The sequence below is a fragment of the Micromonospora yangpuensis genome (genome assembly GCF_900091615.1).
Lineage (GTDB): Bacteria > Actinomycetota > Actinomycetes > Mycobacteriales > Micromonosporaceae > Micromonospora > Micromonospora yangpuensis.
Window position 1 is genome coordinate 1,002,597 of sequence record NZ_FMIA01000002.1, and the last position, 17,914, is coordinate 1,020,510.

Sequence of the window (17,914 nt, forward strand, 5' to 3'; positions counted from 1 at the left end):
TCAATGAAAGGACTGTGATGACACACCAGAGGAAAGCACCACGGACACCGCTGCCCACCCACTCCGGGGCGACGACCAGGCAGTACACGTCGCACGCCCCCGACGACGCGCCGCCCTGCGCGGACCTGTCCGACCGCGACCGGGCGCCGGTGATGGACCCGGGACACCCGCATGGTGACGACCGGAACCTGTCCCACCTCCACCCCGACCGGGTGCGCCCCGGCGGGTCCGGGGTGTTCGCGGGGGACTGGGCGTGGACCCCCGGCCCCGACGGGAGGATGCGGATCCCGACCGGGTACGTCGGCGTCCTGGTCGACGACTGGAACGGCTGGGCCGTGTTCACCTGCACCCCTGAGGTGGCGCGGGCCATCGTCGACGACCACGACCGGGCCCGCGACGACCACCACCGGCAGCTCACCGCAGAGGGCGTCGGGGCGGCCCAGCGGGAGCGGCGGGTCGACGAGGCGCTGGCCCGGTTGTGGTTCGACGGCGATGTCCTCGTCGCCGACCACCGCGCCGTCAGCGACGACCCCGACGCCATCGCACGCCACCGGCCCGACCCGGCCGGCCGGTACACGCCGATGGGCCGGTCCTGGACCTGGATTGCGGTCGACCCCGACGACTGCGACCGCATCGTCGGCGACATCCCCCACCCGCCCGCCACCTGCACGACGGAGGACACCCGTGTGTGACCACGACGACGAGTACGTCCACGAGGACACCCTGCAGGCGGTGATCCGGCACCTGCTCACCACCGTGGACCTCGACGACCTCTGCCACGACGCCGGACTGCCCCACCTCGTCCACGACGGCGAACCGGTGACCGTCACCGCCGCCGACACCTACCACGACGCCAGCATCCTCACCCTCGACCGGGGCGTGTGGCTGGAACTGTCCGACGGCAGCGCCTTCGGCCTGACCGTCCAGATCGGCCGCCGCCCGCGAGGCGAGGTCACCCTCGACCCACCCCGCCCGTCCGACCTGGAGGACCAGGCATGACCCCGCACCTCATCACCCTGCTCCACAACACCGAGAGCCGGTTCTTCCCGTACGAGCCCGGCCACGCGCTCACCCAGGTGTTCTCCCACTGGCGGCACCTGACCGCCCCCACCACCGCCGAGCAGTGCGCCGACTGGGCCTACCACGTGTGCAACGCCGACCTCGACCGGCTGGAGACCGCCCGTACGACACCCGGGGGAGAGGCGGACTTCCTCGTCGCCTGCGCCTACCGGCTCCTGCGGCTGCGGTCGCTGTCCGTCGGCGACGTCGTGGCCGTCACGACCGACGGTCACACCACGTGGCTGGCCTGCGAGGTCACCGGCTGGCGGCACGTCGACACCCCGACCGGGCGCACCGGACGGGCGCTGACGGCCGAGACCGTCTACCGGCACCTGCGGGTAGGACACGATGGGTGACCATCCGTGCCACCGGCACCGGCCTGGCCGCCACACCGAAAAGGGTCTCAACGGACCGTGCGGGTTCTGCGGCACCGACCTGCTGACCGTCGCCTCCGGTGAGTGCCGGTCCTGCCTGCGCCTGGTGTGCGAGGACTGCGACGGCGGGTACGAGCCGGACCTCGGCCCGATCTGCGGCCCCTGCGCACCCGCCGACACCCCCGACGCCACGGACCCCGTGAGCGCCGAGGGTCGGACGCTCGACCGATTGTGCGTGTTCGAGTTGGCGCTGTCCTGCGGTCACCGCGTCACCATGGCCGTGACCGGCTGGTACCCGGTCTCGGTGGCCTGCTGCGACCGGCTCGGCGGCACCGTCCTGCGCGGCCGGTACGTGCCCTACTTCTCGCAGGTCGACTACGTGCGGCTGCGCTCGGAGCGCTACCGCTACCGGTCCGCGGGCGTTCCCCGCAGGCCTGGACGGCTCCTCGACCGGCAACCCCGCACCGACGAACCCCGCCCGTCACCGCGTCCGGGCGACCGGGCGAGCAGCGGGCGGTTCCCGGCCCGCGTCGGCGCGACCTGGAGCGTCGACGGATCCGCCCCGTCACCTCCACCCCGCTGACGAAGAACGTCACCGTCGGGTGACGTGAGCAGTGGATCGGCCCGCCACGAGCGGGCCGTCGTCGTACCAGGGCAGGTCCGTGGTCTGCCGGGTCCGGACCACGCGCGGCCCGCCGCGCCCGACGCGAAACGGCACCGGCCCCACGGCACGGCCACCGATGCCGACGACCTGGCCGCCCCGCACCAGCCGGCAGGCCCGTGGCACCAACACCCCCTTTGTCCCGTCGGGAGGTGGCCACGCCGTCGGTGTGGCCACCTCCCGACCACACCTGTCAGGAGGAAACGGATGCGCCCTCGGCACGCGCCAGAGCCCACCGTTCCGGACCACGACTTGATCACCACCGGCGGCGGCGGTAGTCGTGTCCCCGCACCGTCGACCGGCGACGTCAGGAGACCAGCGATGTCGACACCACCGGCGGGCACCCCCGCCACCCCCGACGACCCGCCGACCGGTGGCGCCGTCAACGCGGTCAGCGGACTGCCGAAGCTCCGCGCCGGCGAACTCCAGGCGCAGGTCCTCGCCGTCCTGGCCACCGCCGGGCTCGCCATGGACGTGGGCGACATCGCCGAGATCCTCGTCGGCCGGTCCTCCGGCGCGATCGGCCAGGCCTGCGAACGACTCACCGAACGCCGCCACGCCGCGCTGCTGCCGGGCTCACCGAAGACCTACCGCATCACCCCGGCCGGCCGGGACGCCCACCAGGCCCGACCGGCACCCGTACCACCCGCACTCCGCCCCGCCACCCCCGCCGGGGGAACAGCGCCCGCCACCGCGCGACCGGCCCCCTCGACCCCGCAGGCGTCAACGACCGCGGCCACCCGACCCGCGGTGGCCCCGGCCCCACGACCGGCGACCCCCGAGCCCACAAGGCCCACCACCGGGCCGGTACGGCGGCCGAACGGGCAGCTGTACCACCCGCGGCTACTGGCCAAACGGCCCGACGTCGACGTCCTACGGGACCTGCGCCGGGCCGACGTGCCCGTCCTGCTGTACGGGCCACCCGGCACCGGCAAGACCTCCCTGATCGAGGCCGCGTTCGGCACCGACCTGCACACCGTGCCCGGCGACGGCGACACCACCGTCGGAGACATCGTCGGCGACTACGTGCCCACCGACGGCGGCGGCTACGAGTTCGTCCCCGGCCCCCTGCCGAGGGCGATGGAAGCCGGCGGGGTGCTGTTCATCGACGACGCCACCCTCATCCCGCCGAAGGTCCTCGCCGTGGTGTACCCGGCCATGGACGGCCGCCGGCAGGTCATCCTCAAGGCCGCCGCCGGCCGGATCGTCACCGCAGACCCCGGCTTCTACGTCGTCGCCGGCCACAACCCCGGCGTCCACGGCGCCGTCCTCACCGAAGCCCTCGCGTCCCGGTTCGCCACCCACATCCGGGTCTCCACCGACTACGACCTCGCCGTCGCACTCGGCGTCGACTCCCGGATGGTCCGCGCCGCCCGCAACCTCGCCACCCGCTACGACAACGGCGAGATCGGCTGGGCACCGCAGCTGCGGGAACTACTCGCCTTCAAACGGATCACCGACGTCCTCGGCATCGACACCGCCATCGCCAACCTGATCGGCCTGGCCCCCGTCGAGGACCGCGAGGTCGTCCACAAGGCCGCCACCCAGGCCTTCGGCCACGCCAAGATCCTCCCCCTCGCCCTCGGCAACCAGCTGTAACCCCCGAAAGGAGACACCGCCCGTGGCCCTGTCCACACACCTCAACACCGACCCGGACGCCACCGCCACCGCCCTGCCCGACGACCACGCGTGGCGGACCATGTCCGCCGCCCTCAGCGCCCACGTCCCACCCATCGCCGGCCGCGAGGACCTGCTCGTCGTCATCGCACCCGGCGCCGGCGGCGGCGCACCCGCCTGCTTCGTCCGCGAACACGCCACCATCGAGATCGACGGCACCCACCTCGGCGTCGACCCCCGCACCGTCGACCCCCACGACCCCGACGCCCGCGAGGAGTACCCCGTGATCTGGGGCCTGCTCGTGCACGAGGCCGCGCACGCCCACCACACCCGCTGGGAGTTCGGCACCGGCCCCGCCCGGATCGCCGAGGCCGCCGCCCTACTGGAGGAGTCCCGCATCGAGGCCGCCCACCTACGCCGCAGGCCCGGCGACCGCCGCTGGATACGCGCCGCCGTCATTCGAATCGTCCTCGGCGACATCCCCACCACCGACGACCCCTGGTCCGCCGCCGCCAGCGCCGCGCTCGTACTCGCCCGCGTCGACGCCGGGGTCCTCGACCCCGACGAGACCGACCCGCTGCACCGGGTGGTCACCCGGATCCTGCGCCCCGCCCTGCTCGCCGACCTCACCGCCATCTGGCGCGACGCCCACCAGGTGGCCGACGACGACACCGACGCCATGCACGCCCTCGCCCGACGCTGGTGCGACACCCTGGGCGTCGACCCCGACACGGCACCACCCACCCCCACCGGCCCCGGCGCTCCCGGTGGCCCCGGCGGCCCCGGCGCTGCCGGCGGTCCGGCGAACCCCGGGGGACAGGGGGCGCTGCGCCGCGCGGCCACCTCCACCGTCGCCACCGTGGCCCGGCACGACGCCGAAGCCGCTACCGCCGCCGCCCAAGCCGCCGCCCGCGCCGGCACCCGGGCCCGAGAACGCCAGGCCGAGGCCGACCAGCGGCAACGATCACACGACGCCTCCCGCACGGTCTTCGGCGACCCCACAGCCGGCGGTGGCGGGGCGAGTAGCGACGGATCGCCGTTGGTCCGCCGACGCCCGCCCCGGCACCGGACCCGGCCACCCACCGACGCCGAACGTACCGCCGCCCGTCAGCTCGCCCGCACGCTGCGGCAGGCCGCCCACCGCGACCCCACCAGCACGATCACCACCTCGGTGACACCACCGGGTCGCCTGGTCACCCGCGCTGCCCTGGCCGCCGACGCCCAACGCGCCGCCGGCCAGATCCCCACCAGCGAACCCTGGCGACGCACCGAACGCCGCCGCGTACCTAACCCCCCGATCCGCGTCGGCATCGTCGCCGACGTCTCCCCGTCCGTGGCATCCTTCGCCGACCCGATCGCCTCCGCCGCCTGGATCACCGCCCAGGCCACCGCCTGGGCCGGCGGCACCAGCGCCACCGTCACCTTCGGCCGTTACGTCACCCCCGTGACCCGCCCCGGACAGCCACCCGACCAGGTCCGTCTCTTCCCCAGAGAAGGCCACACCCAGGGCTTCCCCCTCGCCGTCGACGCCCTCGACGCCGTCCTCGACCTGGCCGACCCCCGCGGCGGCGCGCGGCTGCTCGTCGTGGTCAGCGACGGCAAACTCACCCGCACCGAGACCCGCGACGGACAGAACCGCCTCGACCGTCTCGCCCGCGCCGGCTGTGCCCTGCTCTGGCTCGGCCCACCCGAGTCCCGGCCCCTGACCGGCGCCCACACCACCGCCCTGGGCACCCCCACCGACGCCGGCCGTCTCATCGCCCACGCCGCCGCCACCGCCCTCCGCCGCGCCTGACGGCATGCCCGGCCGCCCGAATGTGGGGATCGTCGGGTGTCGAGAGGGGCGGGTAGGTTGCAGGCGTCGGAATCCGTTCTCGGTCAGGGTGGCCCGCACGTGTCGAGCATCGAAGAGATCACCGGTGAACTGCGCACCCTGGGCACCGGAGTCGAACGGGCACAGAGCCTCACCGCCGGAGCCGACCACCAGGCCCAGGAGATCGCCGCCCGCGCCGCCGGCACCGGCTTCACGGCGGTCGCCGCCGGCATGGCCCGGGTACGCGCCGCGATCGCCACCATCCACAGCGGCCTGGGCGGCCTCGCGGGCGCCGTCGGTGAGGCGACCACCGCCACCGCGAACGTCCCACGGGAGGCCACCCCGCAGGAGAGCATCGCCGCCCTGGCCCCGGTCGGGCAGGGCATCGCCAGCGCCCGCGAAGCCGCCACCGCGACGATCGCGCACGTCGACCAGGCCCGTCAGCTCGTCGGCGCGGTCCTGCAGGGCGGGCAACCCGGCCCGCTCCTGCAGGCCCTCGACAGCGTCAAACAGGTACTGGTGCTCCTGATACAGCGCGGCACCGCCGCCCAGCAGGCCGTCGAAGCGGCGATCAGCCAGGCCCGACAGTTGGGATCGGCGGGAAACTGAGCCGGGCTGACCGCCCCGCGGCGGTCAGCCCGGACCCTGACGAGCGCACCAGGCCCGCGAAACCAGGCTCCGACCCCGGTCACGCCGAGCCCACCACAGGTGCGGTGACCATTCGATGGTCACGACCTCCCACCGGAACACCAGACGGAACGCCGACCGGGCCCCGCACCAGGATCCCACCCTCCGCAGACACCGCCGTACGGCGGGCACTGCAGTTGGAGAACGAGTGCGCTGACACCCTCGCCCGCGCGGCCTACCAGGTACGACAGAACCCGACCCGACCCGAGATAACCCAGGCACGGCACGACACGGGCGACACCGGCAAGCCGGACAAGGATCCGGACTACCTGGTCGAAGGACATGTCTTCGACTGCTACTCACCGACGGCCACCAAGGCCGTTCGAGGGGTCTGGACGGCCGTCGAGGAGAAGATCTCCGGGCAGCAGACCCAACGCGTGGTGATCAACCTGCACGACTGGCGCGGCGACATCACCGCCCTCCAAAAGCAGTTCGACGACTGGCCCATCCCCCACCTCAAGGAGGTCGCGGCGGTGACCAGAAACGGTGACATCATCGAGTTTCTGAGACGAGACTGAGAGCGGGCAACACATGGGCATCGACTACCGACTGACCCTGGCCGGGGACATCCCGCTGGAGGAGGTCGCGCACCTCATCGCACCGCACCGATTCCGGGAGTCGACCAACGCCGGCTACCCTCGCCTGCTCACCGCCGACCTCACCACCGAGCAGGGGTTCGGAGTCAGCGTCATCGCCGGCAGCAACGGCTACTTCGACGCCGAGGACGACGACGGCACCCAGTGGGAATGGGAACCCGAACGGTACGTCAACGTCACCTTCGACATGACCAAGAACGACCCGCCGGAAACCGCGACCGCCGACATGGTGGCCACCGTGGCCCGGATCCTCACCAACCGCCCGGAAAACGCGGCCCTCGTCCTCAACAACAACTGGCTCCTGCTCACCCGCACCGACGGCACCCTGCGGAAACACCGAGCAGCATGGTGGGACAACTACCGGCTCACCGACACCTTCACCACATAGTCCCGACCCCACACCCGCAGCACGTCACACCCCGGAGCCCGAACCGGGCCCCGACACCACACTCAGGGACGACGCGAGCCCAGACCGCCCGCCGCACCCCATGCGTCACGGACTCGCCGGACCCGCGCTCCTCGGTGGGCCGACCTGTTATTCGCAGGCGATGCCGTTGTCGTCGCGGTCCAGCCAGCGGGAGTACCCGGGTCACCATCGGATCGGTAGCTTCCCACGGCCCGTACCGCGGCCCAGTCGCCTCGGTCGCCGTTGCCGCGTCCCGGATCGCAGGCCTCGCCGTCCCCGTCACGGTCGAACTCTGGCCGGTATCCAGGATCACGCCGGGGACCGACGACGGGCAGAACCAACGCGTGGCGCTGAACCTCACCGACTGGCGGGGCGACCCGGCGGCCCTGCGCCGCCAGTTCGACAGCTGGCCCATCGACGGGCTGAAGGAACTGGTCGCGGTCACCCGCGACGGTACGACCGTCCAGATCATCCGGCAGGACCGAGAAGGGAAGACTTGATGGCCGTGGACTTCCGTCTGGTCCTGGCCGGCGATCCGCCCGTCGGCGAGGTGGCCGCGCTGACCGCCGCCGAACCCGCCGAGACGCCGCAGCCGGCGTTCAAACCGGGCCTGCTCACCGCCCGACTGTACGACCAACGCGGCTACGCCGTCGCCGTCCGCTCCGGCAACCACGGCTACTACGAGTTCGAGACCGACGACGCCGCCCGCTGGGAGTGGGAACCGGACACCTACGTCAACGTCACCTTCTCCATGCGCGCCGACGACCTGGCCGAGAAGGGAGTTCCCAACATGGTGGCGGCGGTCGGCAGGGTCCTGACCGGTCGAGCGGAGGACGCCGCTCTGATCCAGGACGGCAATTATCTCTACCTGACCCGCATCGACGGCGTCATCCGCAAACACCACCCGAGCTGGTGGAACCACTACCACCTCGACCACCTCATCACCGGCTGACAGCGCCACGGGCGCGGTGAACCGGTGCCACACCGAGGCGGCCAGCGGTCCACCAGGAGCGGGAGGTCGTGACATGGGGATCGCCTACCAGTTGACACTGGCCGCGGACGTGCCGCTGGAGCAGGTGGCGGGGCTCGACCGAACCGGGCTACCCCGCCTGCTCAGCGCTGACCTCACGGTGCGGCGGGGATATAGCGTCAGCATCCTCGGCGGTATCGACGGTGACGTCGATACCGACGACGACGTAGCCCAGGGGAAGTGGAAACCCGACAGGTACGTCAAGGTCATCTTCGACATGGCCAGGAACGAACCGCCGGAACGGCGACCGCCGTGGCCGGGATCCTGACCGAGCGTCGGGAGAACATGGCACTGGTCCTCGACCACAACTGGCTCCTTCTCACCCGCCCCGACGGCATCCTGCGGTAACACCGACTAGCCAACCTGACGGTGCAGGTCAGGAATGGTGTGTGTAGCCCCGTGGTCGATGAAGGCGATCCAGGTAAGACAGCAAATCGACCCAAAGCCGATGCCCAGCCGGGAGCCTCGCCATGCTGCTTACCTGTCCACGATCTCGTTGTCCAGCCGGATCCTGAACCACCTCGCCGCCCGTGTCCGCAGCGGCCGTTGTCAGCGCGAATCTCGATGGCGGCGGTTGAGCCCCGGCCGGCAGGCACTGCTCGCCCTGGCCCACCTGCGCAACGGCGACACCTACAGGCGCCTCGCCGCCGGCTTCGAGATCGGCACCGCCACCGCCTGGCGCTACGTCCAGGAAGCGATCGTCCTGCTCAGGGTGGCCGCCGAGGACCTGAAAACCGTGATGTGGCGCATCCGCACCCTGGCCTACGCGATCCTGGACGGCACGCCGATCCCCGATCGACCGGGTCGCCAACCAGAAGCCCTACTACTCCGGCAAACACAAGCGGCACGGCGTGGACGTCCAGGTCATAGCCGACACCGTCGACCGGCTCGTGTGGGCCTCGCCGGCCCTGCAGGGTGCCGTCCACGACCTAGCCGCCACCCGCACCCACGGCATCATCTACGCATTGGCCAGCGCAGACGCCCTAACCGTCGCTAACAAGGGCTACCAGGACGCCCACGATAGTGTGCGCAACCCGTTTAGACGGCGGCGATTCCGGCCGAAGTTGTCGCGCCGGCAGAAGGCGATCAACCGCGCCCACGCCAAGATTCGGGCATGCGGCGAGCGGGCGGTCGCCATACTCAAGACCTGGAAGATCCTCACCAAGCTAGGCTGCTGCTCACGCCGGGCGACCGCGATCATGCAGGCGATCCACGTCCTGCCCCACGTCGACGCGAACCGCTACGCAGCACGAAAAGGCTCACCCTTGACACTTCCGCGCCTTGAGTAGAAGACTGGTGCAGTCTTGCCATTGGACTTCGGAAGGGTGGCGGTCTGGTGTCATACGATAAGACCTGCGGCATCTGTGGGTTCGAAGGGCGCGGAAGCGGCAACCCGCCTGCCAATTGCCCTGCATGCGGAAAGACTTGGTTCGCGGCATTTCCGGACATTCGGCGCATCAAATGCGGCTCTCTGAAGAATGTTTAGATTTCTTCCCATCTCTTCGGTGAACGTAGCTTTTAATGTGAAGCAACCCCGACGCAACCTCTGCTCTTGCGCGATGAGGAAGCGGGTCGGCGCCGCGTCTATGTCGGCCGTCTGACTAGCTTTTTCCAGGCTGAGTGAAAAATGCGCCGCTGATTCGGCTGGGTTTCCCTTCGTGGTCGTTGTGCGGTCAATATGTGGCTTGGAAGCCGCATGCCAAGCGGTACTCCGCGCCTCGCAGGCGACGCTTATATTCACGAAGAACCAAGATTCCGTGCCTTCGTGCTAGTGAATAATGGACATTGGTGCTATGCAAGCTACTGCGGTGTTGAACGATCTCCCCTGTCGCCTAAGAGGGTCGAGGTGGAGATCTGGATAGTGGATAGCGACACTCTTTGGTATGATATCGACCAGTAGGAGTTCTTTCGCTTCGCCGACCGTGGCACCGCCAGCCCTCGCCACGCACTCAAAGCTGTGCAGGCGGCAGTGGAGGTCTCGAATTCTTCAGGAGGCGTCGATGATGGATGTGCCGAAGGATGATCTCCGTTCCGTGAGCGACGAGGCTCTGTATGTGCGACTTGTGCGGCTTAAGGACGGGTATCCCCGTGACTTCGATGCCGTTGACTACGACCGGCGACGTGATACTTGGGAGGCCGAGAATTCAGCAGTAACTGCCGAGATTCAAAGCCGGGGAGCTCAGCCCCCGGCCTGGTGGGATAACTATCTAATTTCGGTCGGCGCGCTCTCCCTTCGACGGCACCACAACCGCCGGTGGTTTGTGTTGGTGGCGCTGGTTTACGCCGCGATCTGCGCCGTAGCCATTGCCGTGTTCGGCGGCCCAGCCGTCGCGATCACCTTCTGGGGGACGGTGCTTGTAGGAGGCCCAGCGTTATTCATCGCGACCAGAATCGCAGAACGCTAGGCTCGTCGACGTCTAGAAGGAATCCGCTTCATGCCCATCTCTGAGCTCGGTGAATTGGGGCTGCGTGGGCGGGCCTGCTGTCCGACCGTCAGGCCTCACCTCGGGCAGCCGGACGGTGGAAGTCCGGCGGCAGGTTGCGGCGCACGGTGCGTTCGGTGCGGCCGATTCTTCGTCCGATCTCCTGGTAGGGCAGGGTCGCGTCGATCCGGAGCCAGTAGGCGACGGCGGCGGCGGTTTTGCTTAGCACCGGCGACGCCTGCCCACGGTCGCCTGTCGTGGGTGGCCTGCCGGCATCGCCGTCGCCTTCCGTGCGAGCGGTAACTGCGGGTGGCGGCGCGGGTTCGAGTAGATCCGTCGCGGGTCGCGACTCGTCGAGGGTGTGGTCCCGCTGTCGGCCCATCTGGCCCGTGTCGCGTTTCGCGGGCGGTCGGGGCCGGTCGGGGTCGGTGGCTTCCGCCGACCTGTGTCGGCCGCGGCGCGGGTTCGTCGCGGTGGAGCCCGGCCGGATAGCCAGTGGGAGTCCCTGAGCAACATCGTCCGGGGATCCGCTGCCGGGGTTGTCGCCGCCCGCTGGCCGGACGTGTGGCAAGCGCAGGCGTCGCCGTGGATGTGGGGTGCCGCTGGTGGCGATGCGGGTCGGGGTGAGGTCGGCGGCGATGAGGTTGGTGAGGCCGTCGTAGTCGGCGGTGGCGGCCAGCCGGGCGGCGATCTCGTCGAGGTCGTAGACGTGTACGGCGATCGTGGCGGTCCTCGGGTCGACCGCTGTTCTGATCTTGCGGCGCAGGACCGTGGCGATCGCCCGGTCGCGGTGTTCCCGGCGCAGCTGGGTGCGGGCGGCGTCGATGGAGTCGTAGAGGCCGAGTCGTGGGTCGGCGCGGGCCAGGGACCGGGCGCGGCGGGTGATCCGGGGGTGGCGTAGCCAGTGGCCGAGGATCTCGTACGCGGGGGTGGTCGCGGGCAGGGCGCCGACGGCCCGGAGGCGGTCGCGTCGCAGGTTCTCCACGTGTGTCAGCCAGACCAGGTAGCCGAGGGCGGACATGCCCGCGAAGAAGCCGCCGACCAGGGGGTTGTCGTGGGACAGCCAGTTGAACGCCACGGCCGCGGCGGCGACGGCGGCGGACAGGATCCGGGAGGCGAGGGCGCGTTCGCCGAGTCGTCGCCGGACGTCGGCGTTGGCCATCACCACGACGCCGCCGAGTTCCAGGGTCGCGACGGCGGGGATCGCGACGAGCAGAGGGATGTCGAGTTTCTGGGTGGCGCCGGTGACCTGTCCGGCCAGGGCCACCAACAGGACGACGACGTAGAACACGGCCCGCATGCGCGCGGTCCGGGTCACGGCCTGCCGTAGCTGGGTGTCGAGCCCACCTGCCGCGGACGGGACCGGCGTCCGGGCGGGGGCCGCCTCCGGGGTGGACGCGCCCGCCGGTGGGGGAGGGGCTCCGTCGGAGCCGGCGCGGCGGCCGTCACCGGTGTCGATGCCGTTCACCGGGTCGCCTTCCCGTTGCCGGGGTGGTCCGGTGGCGGCTGGTCGAGCAGGGAGCCGGCCAGGGTCGTGGTGTCGTCGCTGATCTCGGTGTCGATCTCGGCGAGGGCCCGGCCGAGCCGGTCGCGCAGGTCCCGGATGGCCGTGGCGTCACCCCGGGCGGCGTGGGCGCGCATCGCGGCCTGGTACAACGGTTCGGCGTACGGGTGGTGGCCGATGGCCGTGGTGAGCACGGCGAGTGTCTCGTCGGGGTCGTCGAGGGCCTCGGCCAGGGTCAGGGCGGCGTCGAGGGCCTGGCGGCGGATCGCCTCCCGGTACGCCTCGATCCACTCGTAGTCCTTCCCGCCGGCCAGGGGTCCCTGGTAGGCGTCGAGGGCGCGGCGGAGGGCGGTGATCCGTTCGGTGGGGTCGGTGGCGTGTTCGGCTTGGTCGAGGGCGTCGGTCATCCGCCACAGGTCCACGTCCACCAGGTCGCGGTGCAGGACGTACTGCCGGCCGGGGTGGGACAGGTAGGTGCCGGGGCCGGCGGTGTGTTTCAGGACGCGGCGCAGGTTGTAGACGTAGGTGTGCAGGCGGTGCGGTGCCTTACGGGCCGTCGCCTCGGGCAGCAGGTCCTCCAGGATGGCGTCCTGGCTGGCGGTACCGCCACGCGTGGCGAGGTAGACCAGCAGTTCCAGGGACTTGCTCCGCAACGGCTGGGTCGTGTCGACGTCGACGACGCGGGCGTCACCGAGTACCCGCACCACCACCCGGCCCTCGGCGGCCTCCCGTAGCGGTACGCCACGGTCCTCGCGGTCGTGTTCGGCGGTCGCCTCGACCTGCGGGGGGCCGTGGCTGTCTCCGGTCGCGGGTCGGTGGCGGGCTGGGTGCTGCGGCTGCTCGACGAGGAGGTCGTCGGCAGGCGCAGGATCGGGTTCGTGGTCGGGCATGGCCGCTCCGCGCACGAGGACGGCCTTTTTCTCGTGGGAGGGGGTGTCTCCTGGGTCCGGCGGTTCGTCGCCCCGACGGGCGTCGGCGTGCGGGGTAGGGGAGGCGGCGGTGGTTGTCGGTGGCGGGCCGGTGTGGGCCTCGGCCAGGACGCGCAGCAGTTCGCCGGTGTCGGCCGGGTCGATGACGGTGAGCCGGCCGACGTGGACGGTGTGGCGACTGTGTCGTCGGGCCTCGTCGGCGGCGGGGCTGGTGGTGCCGTCGTCGGCGACGGCGACGCTGTCCCCGTCCGGCCATGCGCCGAGCAGGACGCCGTGGATGTCGAGTCGCTGTCCCTGGGTGAGCAACGCGGCGATTCGGGCGCGTTCGTGTGCGGCGGTGGCGTCGGCGATGAGCACCATCGGGGGCAGGGGTTCGACCGTCGGGGCCGCGTCGCGCAGAGCGGCGACGGTGTCGACCTCGTGGTCGAAGCAGATCCGGGTACGGTGCAGGATCTGTTCCTCCAGAAACGCTAGGGCCTGGGTCAGTCCGTCGGCGACGGTCAGCCGGGGCGTGACGACGGTGGTGCCGGTCAGGGTGGTGAGGACGGCTGCGGGTATGACGACGTGGCCGCGCCGGTGGGCGTGGTCCGGGCTGTCGGCGGCGAGGGTGGACACCAGGATGCCGCGGGCGGCTGCCCGTGCTCCCGGTCCGGTCAGGCCCAGACCTGCCGGCGGCCAGAGGTCGATCGTCGGGCTGGCCAGCGCCGGCGTGACCAGGGAGCCGACCGGCGGCGGTACGGCGTCGACGGCGGGTTGGCCCGCGTTGTCGGCGACCACGGGTGCGGGTGCTGTCCGTGGGGGCAGGGCACGGCGGATGCGGGCCACGACCGGTGCCACGGCGGCCAGGCCCCCGCCGGGGCTGTTCGGGGCCGGGGTGTGGGTGTGACGGCGGCGGGTCCAGGCGAGCGTCGCGGCGGTCAGCACCGCGGCGGCCAACGCCGCGTCCATCCAGCCCCGATCGCCCAGGGACACGCCGGGCCGGCCGCAGTCCGCCGACGCGTCACGCTCCGGTGCGACGGGTACCCCGGTGGTGGCGTCGGGCTCGGGAGACGGACCGGTGGTGGTGTCGTCCGGCGGCGGGGCCGGCGGGTCGACGTGGTGGCCGGGGTCGGGTCCGGCGGGTGTGGGCGGGGCCGGAGCGGGCGGAGGCGGGGGCGTGTCCGCCGACACGGGTAGGCGCAGTCTCCAGCCGGGTTGGATGAGGTCGGGGTCGGTGAACGCGCCGGTGGCGAAGCGGGTGCCCCGGTTGAGGGTGTAGATGTCGCGCCACCGGTCGGCGTCGTCGAGCCTGCGCTCGGCGATGCCGGACAGGGTGTCGCCCCGCCGTACCGTCACGCTGCGACGCGTGGCGGCGCTGTCGTCCGGCCGGGTCGCCGTACCGGCGGTATCGGCCGGCCGATCGGCGTCGGCGGGTGGTGGGGCGGGCTGGTCCGTGGTGTCGGTGGCCGTGGCGGCCAGCGCGGCGGGAGCGGTTCCCCCGGCGGCGGTGGTGACGGCGGTGGCCCCGAGCAGCGCGGCGGCCAGCCCCTGCAACGGCCCCGGCAGCCGCACCCGGGCGACCCCCCGTAGGCGGCGGGCGGCGCGGTCGTGCAGGCCGGTGAGCACGGTGGTGGCCAGCAGCGCCCACAGCGCCCACCCGGCGGTGACCGCCAGGACGGTGAGGAAACCGGGTGTCATCGGCTGCGCGATCCACGCCCTGACCTCGTCGCCGGTCGGCCACCGCGGGCCGGGACGGCCGAGCGCCCACAGCAGTACCGCGGGAGCGCCGACCACGGCCAGCGCGGTCACGGTCCTGCCGACGTGAGCTGTAGTCCGGATGCCCATGAACGTTCCCTCCTGCCGACCGGGTGTGGTGTGCCGGGAACGCTAGGCCCGGACCGGCGGGGGGAGACGGCTCTGACAGTTCACAGAACCTCACAGCACCTCACACGACCTTACAAACGCAGGTCAGGCCCTTGATGGGTTGCTCAGCCACCCTGCTCGCCCCACCGCGTCACGGGCGGGCGGGGTGGCGGTACCGGCACCGGAGGCGTCGATGTCCTGCCGGAATCCGGCCGTGGGTGTGGGGCGCACGTCAGGGGCGGCACGAGGTGGCAGGGTGAGTTCGCCGGCACCGGAGAGAGGACTTCCGTCGATGACGCTGTGGCTCTGCGACTACCACGGCCACCCCTACGCCCTGTCCGATCCGGAGGAGGCCGGTCGGCGGTTCGACGAGCAGGTTCGGGCGGTCATGCCCCACGGCGGTCGCGGGCAGACCCTCACGGTCGGTCCCGCCGGTCAGCCGGTCCTGCGTGTCGATGTCGACATCGACGCCGACCGGGCCGCCGTGCGGTGGCTGCCCGACAACTCCTACGCCACCACTCCGGAGGCGGCGGACACCGGGATCACCGTGTACGAGTCGGCCGACGTCGGCCTCGTCGAGATTCCCACCGCCCTCGTCGGCCTGGACACGGCCACGGCGCGCGGACTGGTCATGGAGTACGTCGCCACCGCTCAGCGTCCGGCCGGCGTGTCCTGGATCCGGCAGGCGTGATCCGCTCCCGGATGCTCGGTCAGCGTGCGCGGTAGTGGTAGACGCAGAGGACCTCGCCGGTAGCGCCATCAATGACCATCATCTGCCGAGTGGTCTCCGGCTTGTTCATGGCGATGAACCTCGCCCATGCGGGATAACGGTCGCAACCCTCGGCGGAGTCCTGCGAGGTGGGGTGGTTCGGTTCGCCGGGTAGGACACCCAGGGCGGCCACGGTGAGGGCGAGCACCGCGGCGTACCGACGGGGTCGGCGAGGTGGCGGTCGTGGCGTGTCGGCCGGTGGAGCGTCGAGGTCGATGACCGGGGTGTCCTGCGCGGGCATGCCCGGACCCTACGTGACGATCGACGCCGATCCGTGCCCCTCAGCGGCGGACACGGTGCGTATTCGTGGGTGACGTGAATGTGATCCTCATGTTTGACTGATCTCTATGTCAGGGCGGGTACGGCTGGCGATCGACTACGGCGGCACCACCACGCAGGCGGTCGTGGCGTGGCCGGACGGCCGCTGGACACCGGTGACCGTGGACGGGTCGGTGGTGCTGTCGAGCGCCGTCCTGGTGGCCGCCGACGCCAGCGTATGGACGGGAGAGCAGGCGTGGCGGGCCGCGGTACGGGAACCGGACCGGTTCGTGCCGGCACCGCGCCGCTCGGCGGAGCAGGACATCGACGTGGACGGCCGGCGGGTACCGGCGGCGGACCTGGTGGCCGCGACCCTGCGCCGGATCGCCGAACAGGCGCAACTGGTGGCGGGCGGGCCGGTGGAGGATGTGCGGCTGGTCGTGCCGGCCGGGTGGGGGCCGCGCCGACGTACCTGGATGCGGCAGGCGGCGCACCGGGCCGGGTTGGGCCAGCCGCGTCTGGTGGAGGCCCCGGTCGCGGTCGCCGACCACCTCCTCGCCCACGGCACACAGCTGCCCGTGGGCGCGTACCTGCTGGTGGTGGATGTCGGGGGCGGGGCGGAGGTGACGGTGCTGCGCCGCGGCCCGGCCGGCTTCGAGGTCCTGGCGACCCTGGCCGATCCCGCCGCCGGCGGCGACGCCATCGACCACGCCCTGGCCGCGGCCCTGCCCGGCGAGGACGGCGGGTGGGGGTGGGTGGCGAGCGTGCGGACGGCCAAGGAGAACCTGGCCTGGCACACGGCCATCACCGTGCCCCAGCCCGGTGGGACGGCGGTGGTCGCCACCGGCGTGTTGCTGGAGGAGACGGCGCGGCCGGTGCTGGAGCGGGTCGGGCAACTCACCGTGGACACGATCGCCGCCGCCGAACTGACGCCCGCGGACCTGGCAGGGGTGTGCCTGGTCGGCGGCACCACCCGGCTGCCCCTGGCCGCCGCCGTCGTCGCACAACGCACCGGCCTCACCCCGCACGTGATCGACGACCCGCTGTTCGCCGCCGCCCGAGGCGCCGCCGACACCACCGCCGACGACGGGGAAGGGGTGGGGCAGGAGCCGGTCATGCCGCCGGCCCGTCGGGCGTGGGCGGTGGCGGTACCCGGCTTCATGTCGTTGGCGATGATCGTGCAGATGCTGCTCACCGTCTACTGGGGCGGGATCTATCCGAACTCGTGGGCGGAGCCGTCCTGGGGACAGTTGGCGATGGCCTCGGTGTTCGCGGTCATCGCCTGCCTGTCCGCCGGCACCCTCCTCGGATCCCTCGCCGCCACCCACGGCACACCGGCCGGACAGGCCGCACCGCCAGGCCGGGCCCCGGCGGTCAGCCTCGGCATCCTGTCGGCGATGTCCCTGGGCACCGCGATCGCCGCCCTCTACGCGGTGGTCGCCGCCCAGTACCTGCAGATGCAGATCGGCCCGTTCCTCCGCTGGGCCCTGCTCCCCATCCTCCCCGTCGCCGTTCTCGCCCTCGCCGCGGCGGTGGTCGCCGCCCGCCAGTGGCGCACCCCACCCGGCGGCTGGTCGGCCCTGCTGCTGTTCCCGGTCGGCTCGGTCCTCGCCGCAGGCACCGGCATGGGCCTCGTCCAGTACTCGGCCACCGCCGACCGATGGCCCGACATGGTCCTCTGGATCGACCTCGCCGGACGCGCCGGCGGCCTGCTCATCGGCGTCGGAGCGGTCACCGCCCTGACCCGCCCCTGGATCCTGCGCCTGGTCATCGGCGCACCCCTCGCGGTGATCACCGCCGCGATCGCCTCCCCGAACACCATCGGCATCCTCGCCGGCATCTACGCCACCGCCGTCACCACCTGGTGGATATACCGGCTCTGGACCCGCCTCGTCCGCACCCCAACCGCAGCCCATGCCCCACAACCCTGACCCGCAGCCCGCCGA

At 71.9% G+C, this 17,914-nt stretch carries 17 protein-coding genes and 4 pseudogenes; 16 read left to right on the forward strand and 5 right to left on the reverse strand.

The window, feature by feature from the left end; all coding sequences use genetic code 11:
- The first annotated feature begins 17 nt into the window (after window positions 1–17).
- From GA0070617_RS04815 to GA0070617_RS04860, 9 genes are all read left to right on the forward strand, one after another.
- Entirely contained in the window at window positions 18–692 is a 675-nt protein-coding gene (locus GA0070617_RS04815; RefSeq protein ID WP_139135577.1) for a hypothetical protein, read from the forward strand.
- On the forward strand, window positions 685–999 hold the full coding sequence (locus GA0070617_RS30380; RefSeq protein WP_091434339.1) for a hypothetical protein: 315 nt from the start codon (window positions 685–687) through the stop codon (window positions 997–999). Before GA0070617_RS04815 ends, GA0070617_RS30380 begins: the two co-directional genes overlap by 8 nt.
- Window positions 996–1,415 (forward strand): hypothetical protein, encoded by a 420-nt coding sequence (locus GA0070617_RS30385; protein ID WP_091434341.1) that lies wholly within the window; start codon window positions 996–998, stop codon window positions 1,413–1,415. The genes GA0070617_RS30380 and GA0070617_RS30385 overlap by 4 nt, the downstream gene beginning before the upstream one ends.
- Window positions 1,408–2,016, forward strand: coding sequence for a hypothetical protein (locus tag GA0070617_RS04830; RefSeq protein ID WP_091434343.1), 609 nt, complete (start codon window positions 1,408–1,410; stop codon window positions 2,014–2,016). Before GA0070617_RS30385 ends, GA0070617_RS04830 begins: the two co-directional genes overlap by 8 nt.
- Before the next feature lie 399 nt (window positions 2,017–2,415).
- On the forward strand, window positions 2,416–3,693 hold the full coding sequence (locus tag GA0070617_RS04840; protein ID WP_229688150.1) for an AAA family ATPase: 1,278 nt from the start codon (window positions 2,416–2,418) through the stop codon (window positions 3,691–3,693).
- Between the two features lie 22 nt (window positions 3,694–3,715).
- Window positions 3,716–5,506: a hypothetical protein gene (locus GA0070617_RS04845; protein WP_091434347.1), complete on the forward strand. Its 1,791-nt coding sequence runs from the start codon at window positions 3,716–3,718 to the stop codon at window positions 5,504–5,506.
- A gap of 99 nt (window positions 5,507–5,605) precedes the next feature.
- Window positions 5,606–6,133, forward strand: coding sequence for a DUF6244 family protein (locus tag GA0070617_RS04850; RefSeq protein WP_091434348.1), 528 nt, complete (start codon window positions 5,606–5,608; stop codon window positions 6,131–6,133).
- A 209-nt stretch (window positions 6,134–6,342) separates the two neighbouring features.
- Window positions 6,343–6,729, forward strand: coding sequence for a CdiA C-terminal domain-containing protein (locus GA0070617_RS04855; protein WP_175440729.1), 387 nt, complete (start codon window positions 6,343–6,345; stop codon window positions 6,727–6,729).
- Between the two features lie 13 nt (window positions 6,730–6,742).
- Window positions 6,743–7,195, forward strand: a complete 453-nt coding sequence (locus tag GA0070617_RS04860; RefSeq protein ID WP_091434351.1) for a SitI3 family protein — start codon at window positions 6,743–6,745, stop codon at window positions 7,193–7,195.
- A gap of 147 nt (window positions 7,196–7,342) precedes the next feature.
- Here GA0070617_RS04860 and GA0070617_RS32310 read toward each other — a convergent pair.
- Window positions 7,343–7,396: pseudogene (locus GA0070617_RS32310) on the reverse strand (excalibur calcium-binding domain-containing protein); the annotation flags it as partial.
- A gap of 77 nt (window positions 7,397–7,473) precedes the next feature.
- Window positions 7,474–7,554, reverse strand: a pseudogene (locus GA0070617_RS32315) (excalibur calcium-binding domain-containing protein); the annotation flags it as partial.
- Here GA0070617_RS32315 and GA0070617_RS04865 point away from each other — a divergent pair.
- From GA0070617_RS04865 to GA0070617_RS29640, 5 genes and pseudogenes are all read left to right on the forward strand, one after another.
- Window positions 7,546–7,713, forward strand: a pseudogene (locus tag GA0070617_RS04865) (CdiA C-terminal domain-containing protein); the annotation flags it as partial. The pseudogenes GA0070617_RS32315 and GA0070617_RS04865 sit on opposite strands and share 9 nt — an antisense overlap.
- Window positions 7,713–8,165 carry a SitI3 family protein gene (locus GA0070617_RS04870; protein ID WP_091434353.1) on the forward strand — a complete coding sequence of 151 codons (453 nt, stop codon included), beginning with the start codon at window positions 7,713–7,715 and terminating at the stop codon, window positions 8,163–8,165. The pseudogene GA0070617_RS04865 and the gene GA0070617_RS04870, both read left to right, overlap by 1 nt.
- Window positions 8,166–8,238: 73 nt before the next feature.
- Window positions 8,239–8,511 (forward strand): SitI3 family protein, encoded by a 273-nt coding sequence (locus GA0070617_RS04875; RefSeq protein ID WP_229688148.1) that lies wholly within the window; start codon window positions 8,239–8,241, stop codon window positions 8,509–8,511.
- Between the two features lie 180 nt (window positions 8,512–8,691).
- Window positions 8,692–9,532: pseudogene (locus GA0070617_RS04880) on the forward strand (transposase family protein).
- Between the two features lie 711 nt (window positions 9,533–10,243).
- Window positions 10,244–10,648 (forward strand): hypothetical protein, encoded by a 405-nt coding sequence (locus tag GA0070617_RS29640; RefSeq protein WP_139135578.1) that lies wholly within the window; start codon window positions 10,244–10,246, stop codon window positions 10,646–10,648.
- Window positions 10,649–10,736: 88 nt separating this feature from the next.
- On the opposite strand, the gene GA0070617_RS30390 is transcribed toward GA0070617_RS29640, so the two are convergent.
- Both GA0070617_RS30390 and GA0070617_RS04890 read right to left on the reverse strand, forming a co-directional pair.
- A complete protein-coding gene (locus tag GA0070617_RS30390) occupies window positions 10,737–12,134 on the reverse strand; it encodes a hypothetical protein (RefSeq protein WP_175440440.1) in 1,398 nt (465 codons plus the stop codon).
- Window positions 12,131–14,923 carry an AfsR/SARP family transcriptional regulator gene (locus GA0070617_RS04890; protein WP_139135579.1) on the reverse strand — a complete coding sequence of 931 codons (2,793 nt, stop codon included), beginning with the start codon at window positions 14,921–14,923 and terminating at the stop codon, window positions 12,131–12,133. Before GA0070617_RS04890 ends, GA0070617_RS30390 begins: the two co-directional genes overlap by 4 nt.
- A gap of 310 nt (window positions 14,924–15,233) precedes the next feature.
- Between GA0070617_RS04890 and GA0070617_RS04895 the strand changes: the two genes are divergently transcribed.
- On the forward strand, window positions 15,234–15,632 hold the full coding sequence (locus GA0070617_RS04895; protein WP_091434357.1) for a hypothetical protein: 399 nt from the start codon (window positions 15,234–15,236) through the stop codon (window positions 15,630–15,632).
- A 19-nt stretch (window positions 15,633–15,651) separates the two neighbouring features.
- Here the strand turns inward: GA0070617_RS04895 and GA0070617_RS04900 are convergent, their stop codons facing one another.
- Entirely contained in the window at window positions 15,652–15,951 is a 300-nt protein-coding gene (locus GA0070617_RS04900) for a hypothetical protein (RefSeq protein ID WP_139135580.1), read from the reverse strand.
- 106 nt (window positions 15,952–16,057) lie between these two features.
- On the opposite strand from GA0070617_RS04900, the gene GA0070617_RS04905 reads away from it, so the two are divergent.
- A complete protein-coding gene (locus GA0070617_RS04905; protein WP_091434362.1) occupies window positions 16,058–17,899 on the forward strand; it encodes an Hsp70 family protein in 1,842 nt (613 codons plus the stop codon).
- Window positions 17,900–17,914 lie beyond the last annotated feature (15 nt).

Bases quoted from the DNA above. Each gene is read 5' to 3' on its own strand.
- GA0070617_RS29640 (WP_139135578.1), top strand. From the start codon at position 10,244: ATGATGGATGTGCCGAAGGATGATCTCCGTTCCGTGAGCGACGAGGCT.
- GA0070617_RS04890 (WP_139135579.1), bottom strand. From the start codon at position 14,923: ATGGGCATCCGGACTACAGCTCACGTCGGCAGGACCGTGACCGCGCTG.
- GA0070617_RS04830 (WP_091434343.1), top strand. From the start codon at position 1,408: ATGGGTGACCATCCGTGCCACCGGCACCGGCCTGGCCGCCACACCGAA.
- GA0070617_RS04860 (WP_091434351.1), top strand. From the start codon at position 6,743: ATGGGCATCGACTACCGACTGACCCTGGCCGGGGACATCCCGCTGGAG.
- GA0070617_RS04840 (WP_229688150.1), top strand. From the start codon at position 2,416: ATGTCGACACCACCGGCGGGCACCCCCGCCACCCCCGACGACCCGCCG.
- GA0070617_RS04895 (WP_091434357.1), top strand. From the start codon at position 15,234: ATGACGCTGTGGCTCTGCGACTACCACGGCCACCCCTACGCCCTGTCC.
- GA0070617_RS04905 (WP_091434362.1), top strand. From the start codon at position 16,058: ATGTCAGGGCGGGTACGGCTGGCGATCGACTACGGCGGCACCACCACG.
- GA0070617_RS04870 (WP_091434353.1), top strand. From the start codon at position 7,713: ATGGCCGTGGACTTCCGTCTGGTCCTGGCCGGCGATCCGCCCGTCGGC.
- GA0070617_RS04815 (WP_139135577.1), top strand. From the start codon at position 18: ATGACACACCAGAGGAAAGCACCACGGACACCGCTGCCCACCCACTCC.
- GA0070617_RS04900 (WP_139135580.1), bottom strand. From the start codon at position 15,951: ATGCCCGCGCAGGACACCCCGGTCATCGACCTCGACGCTCCACCGGCC.
- GA0070617_RS04875 (WP_229688148.1), top strand. From the start codon at position 8,239: ATGGGGATCGCCTACCAGTTGACACTGGCCGCGGACGTGCCGCTGGAG.
- GA0070617_RS30385 (WP_091434341.1), top strand. From the start codon at position 996: ATGACCCCGCACCTCATCACCCTGCTCCACAACACCGAGAGCCGGTTC.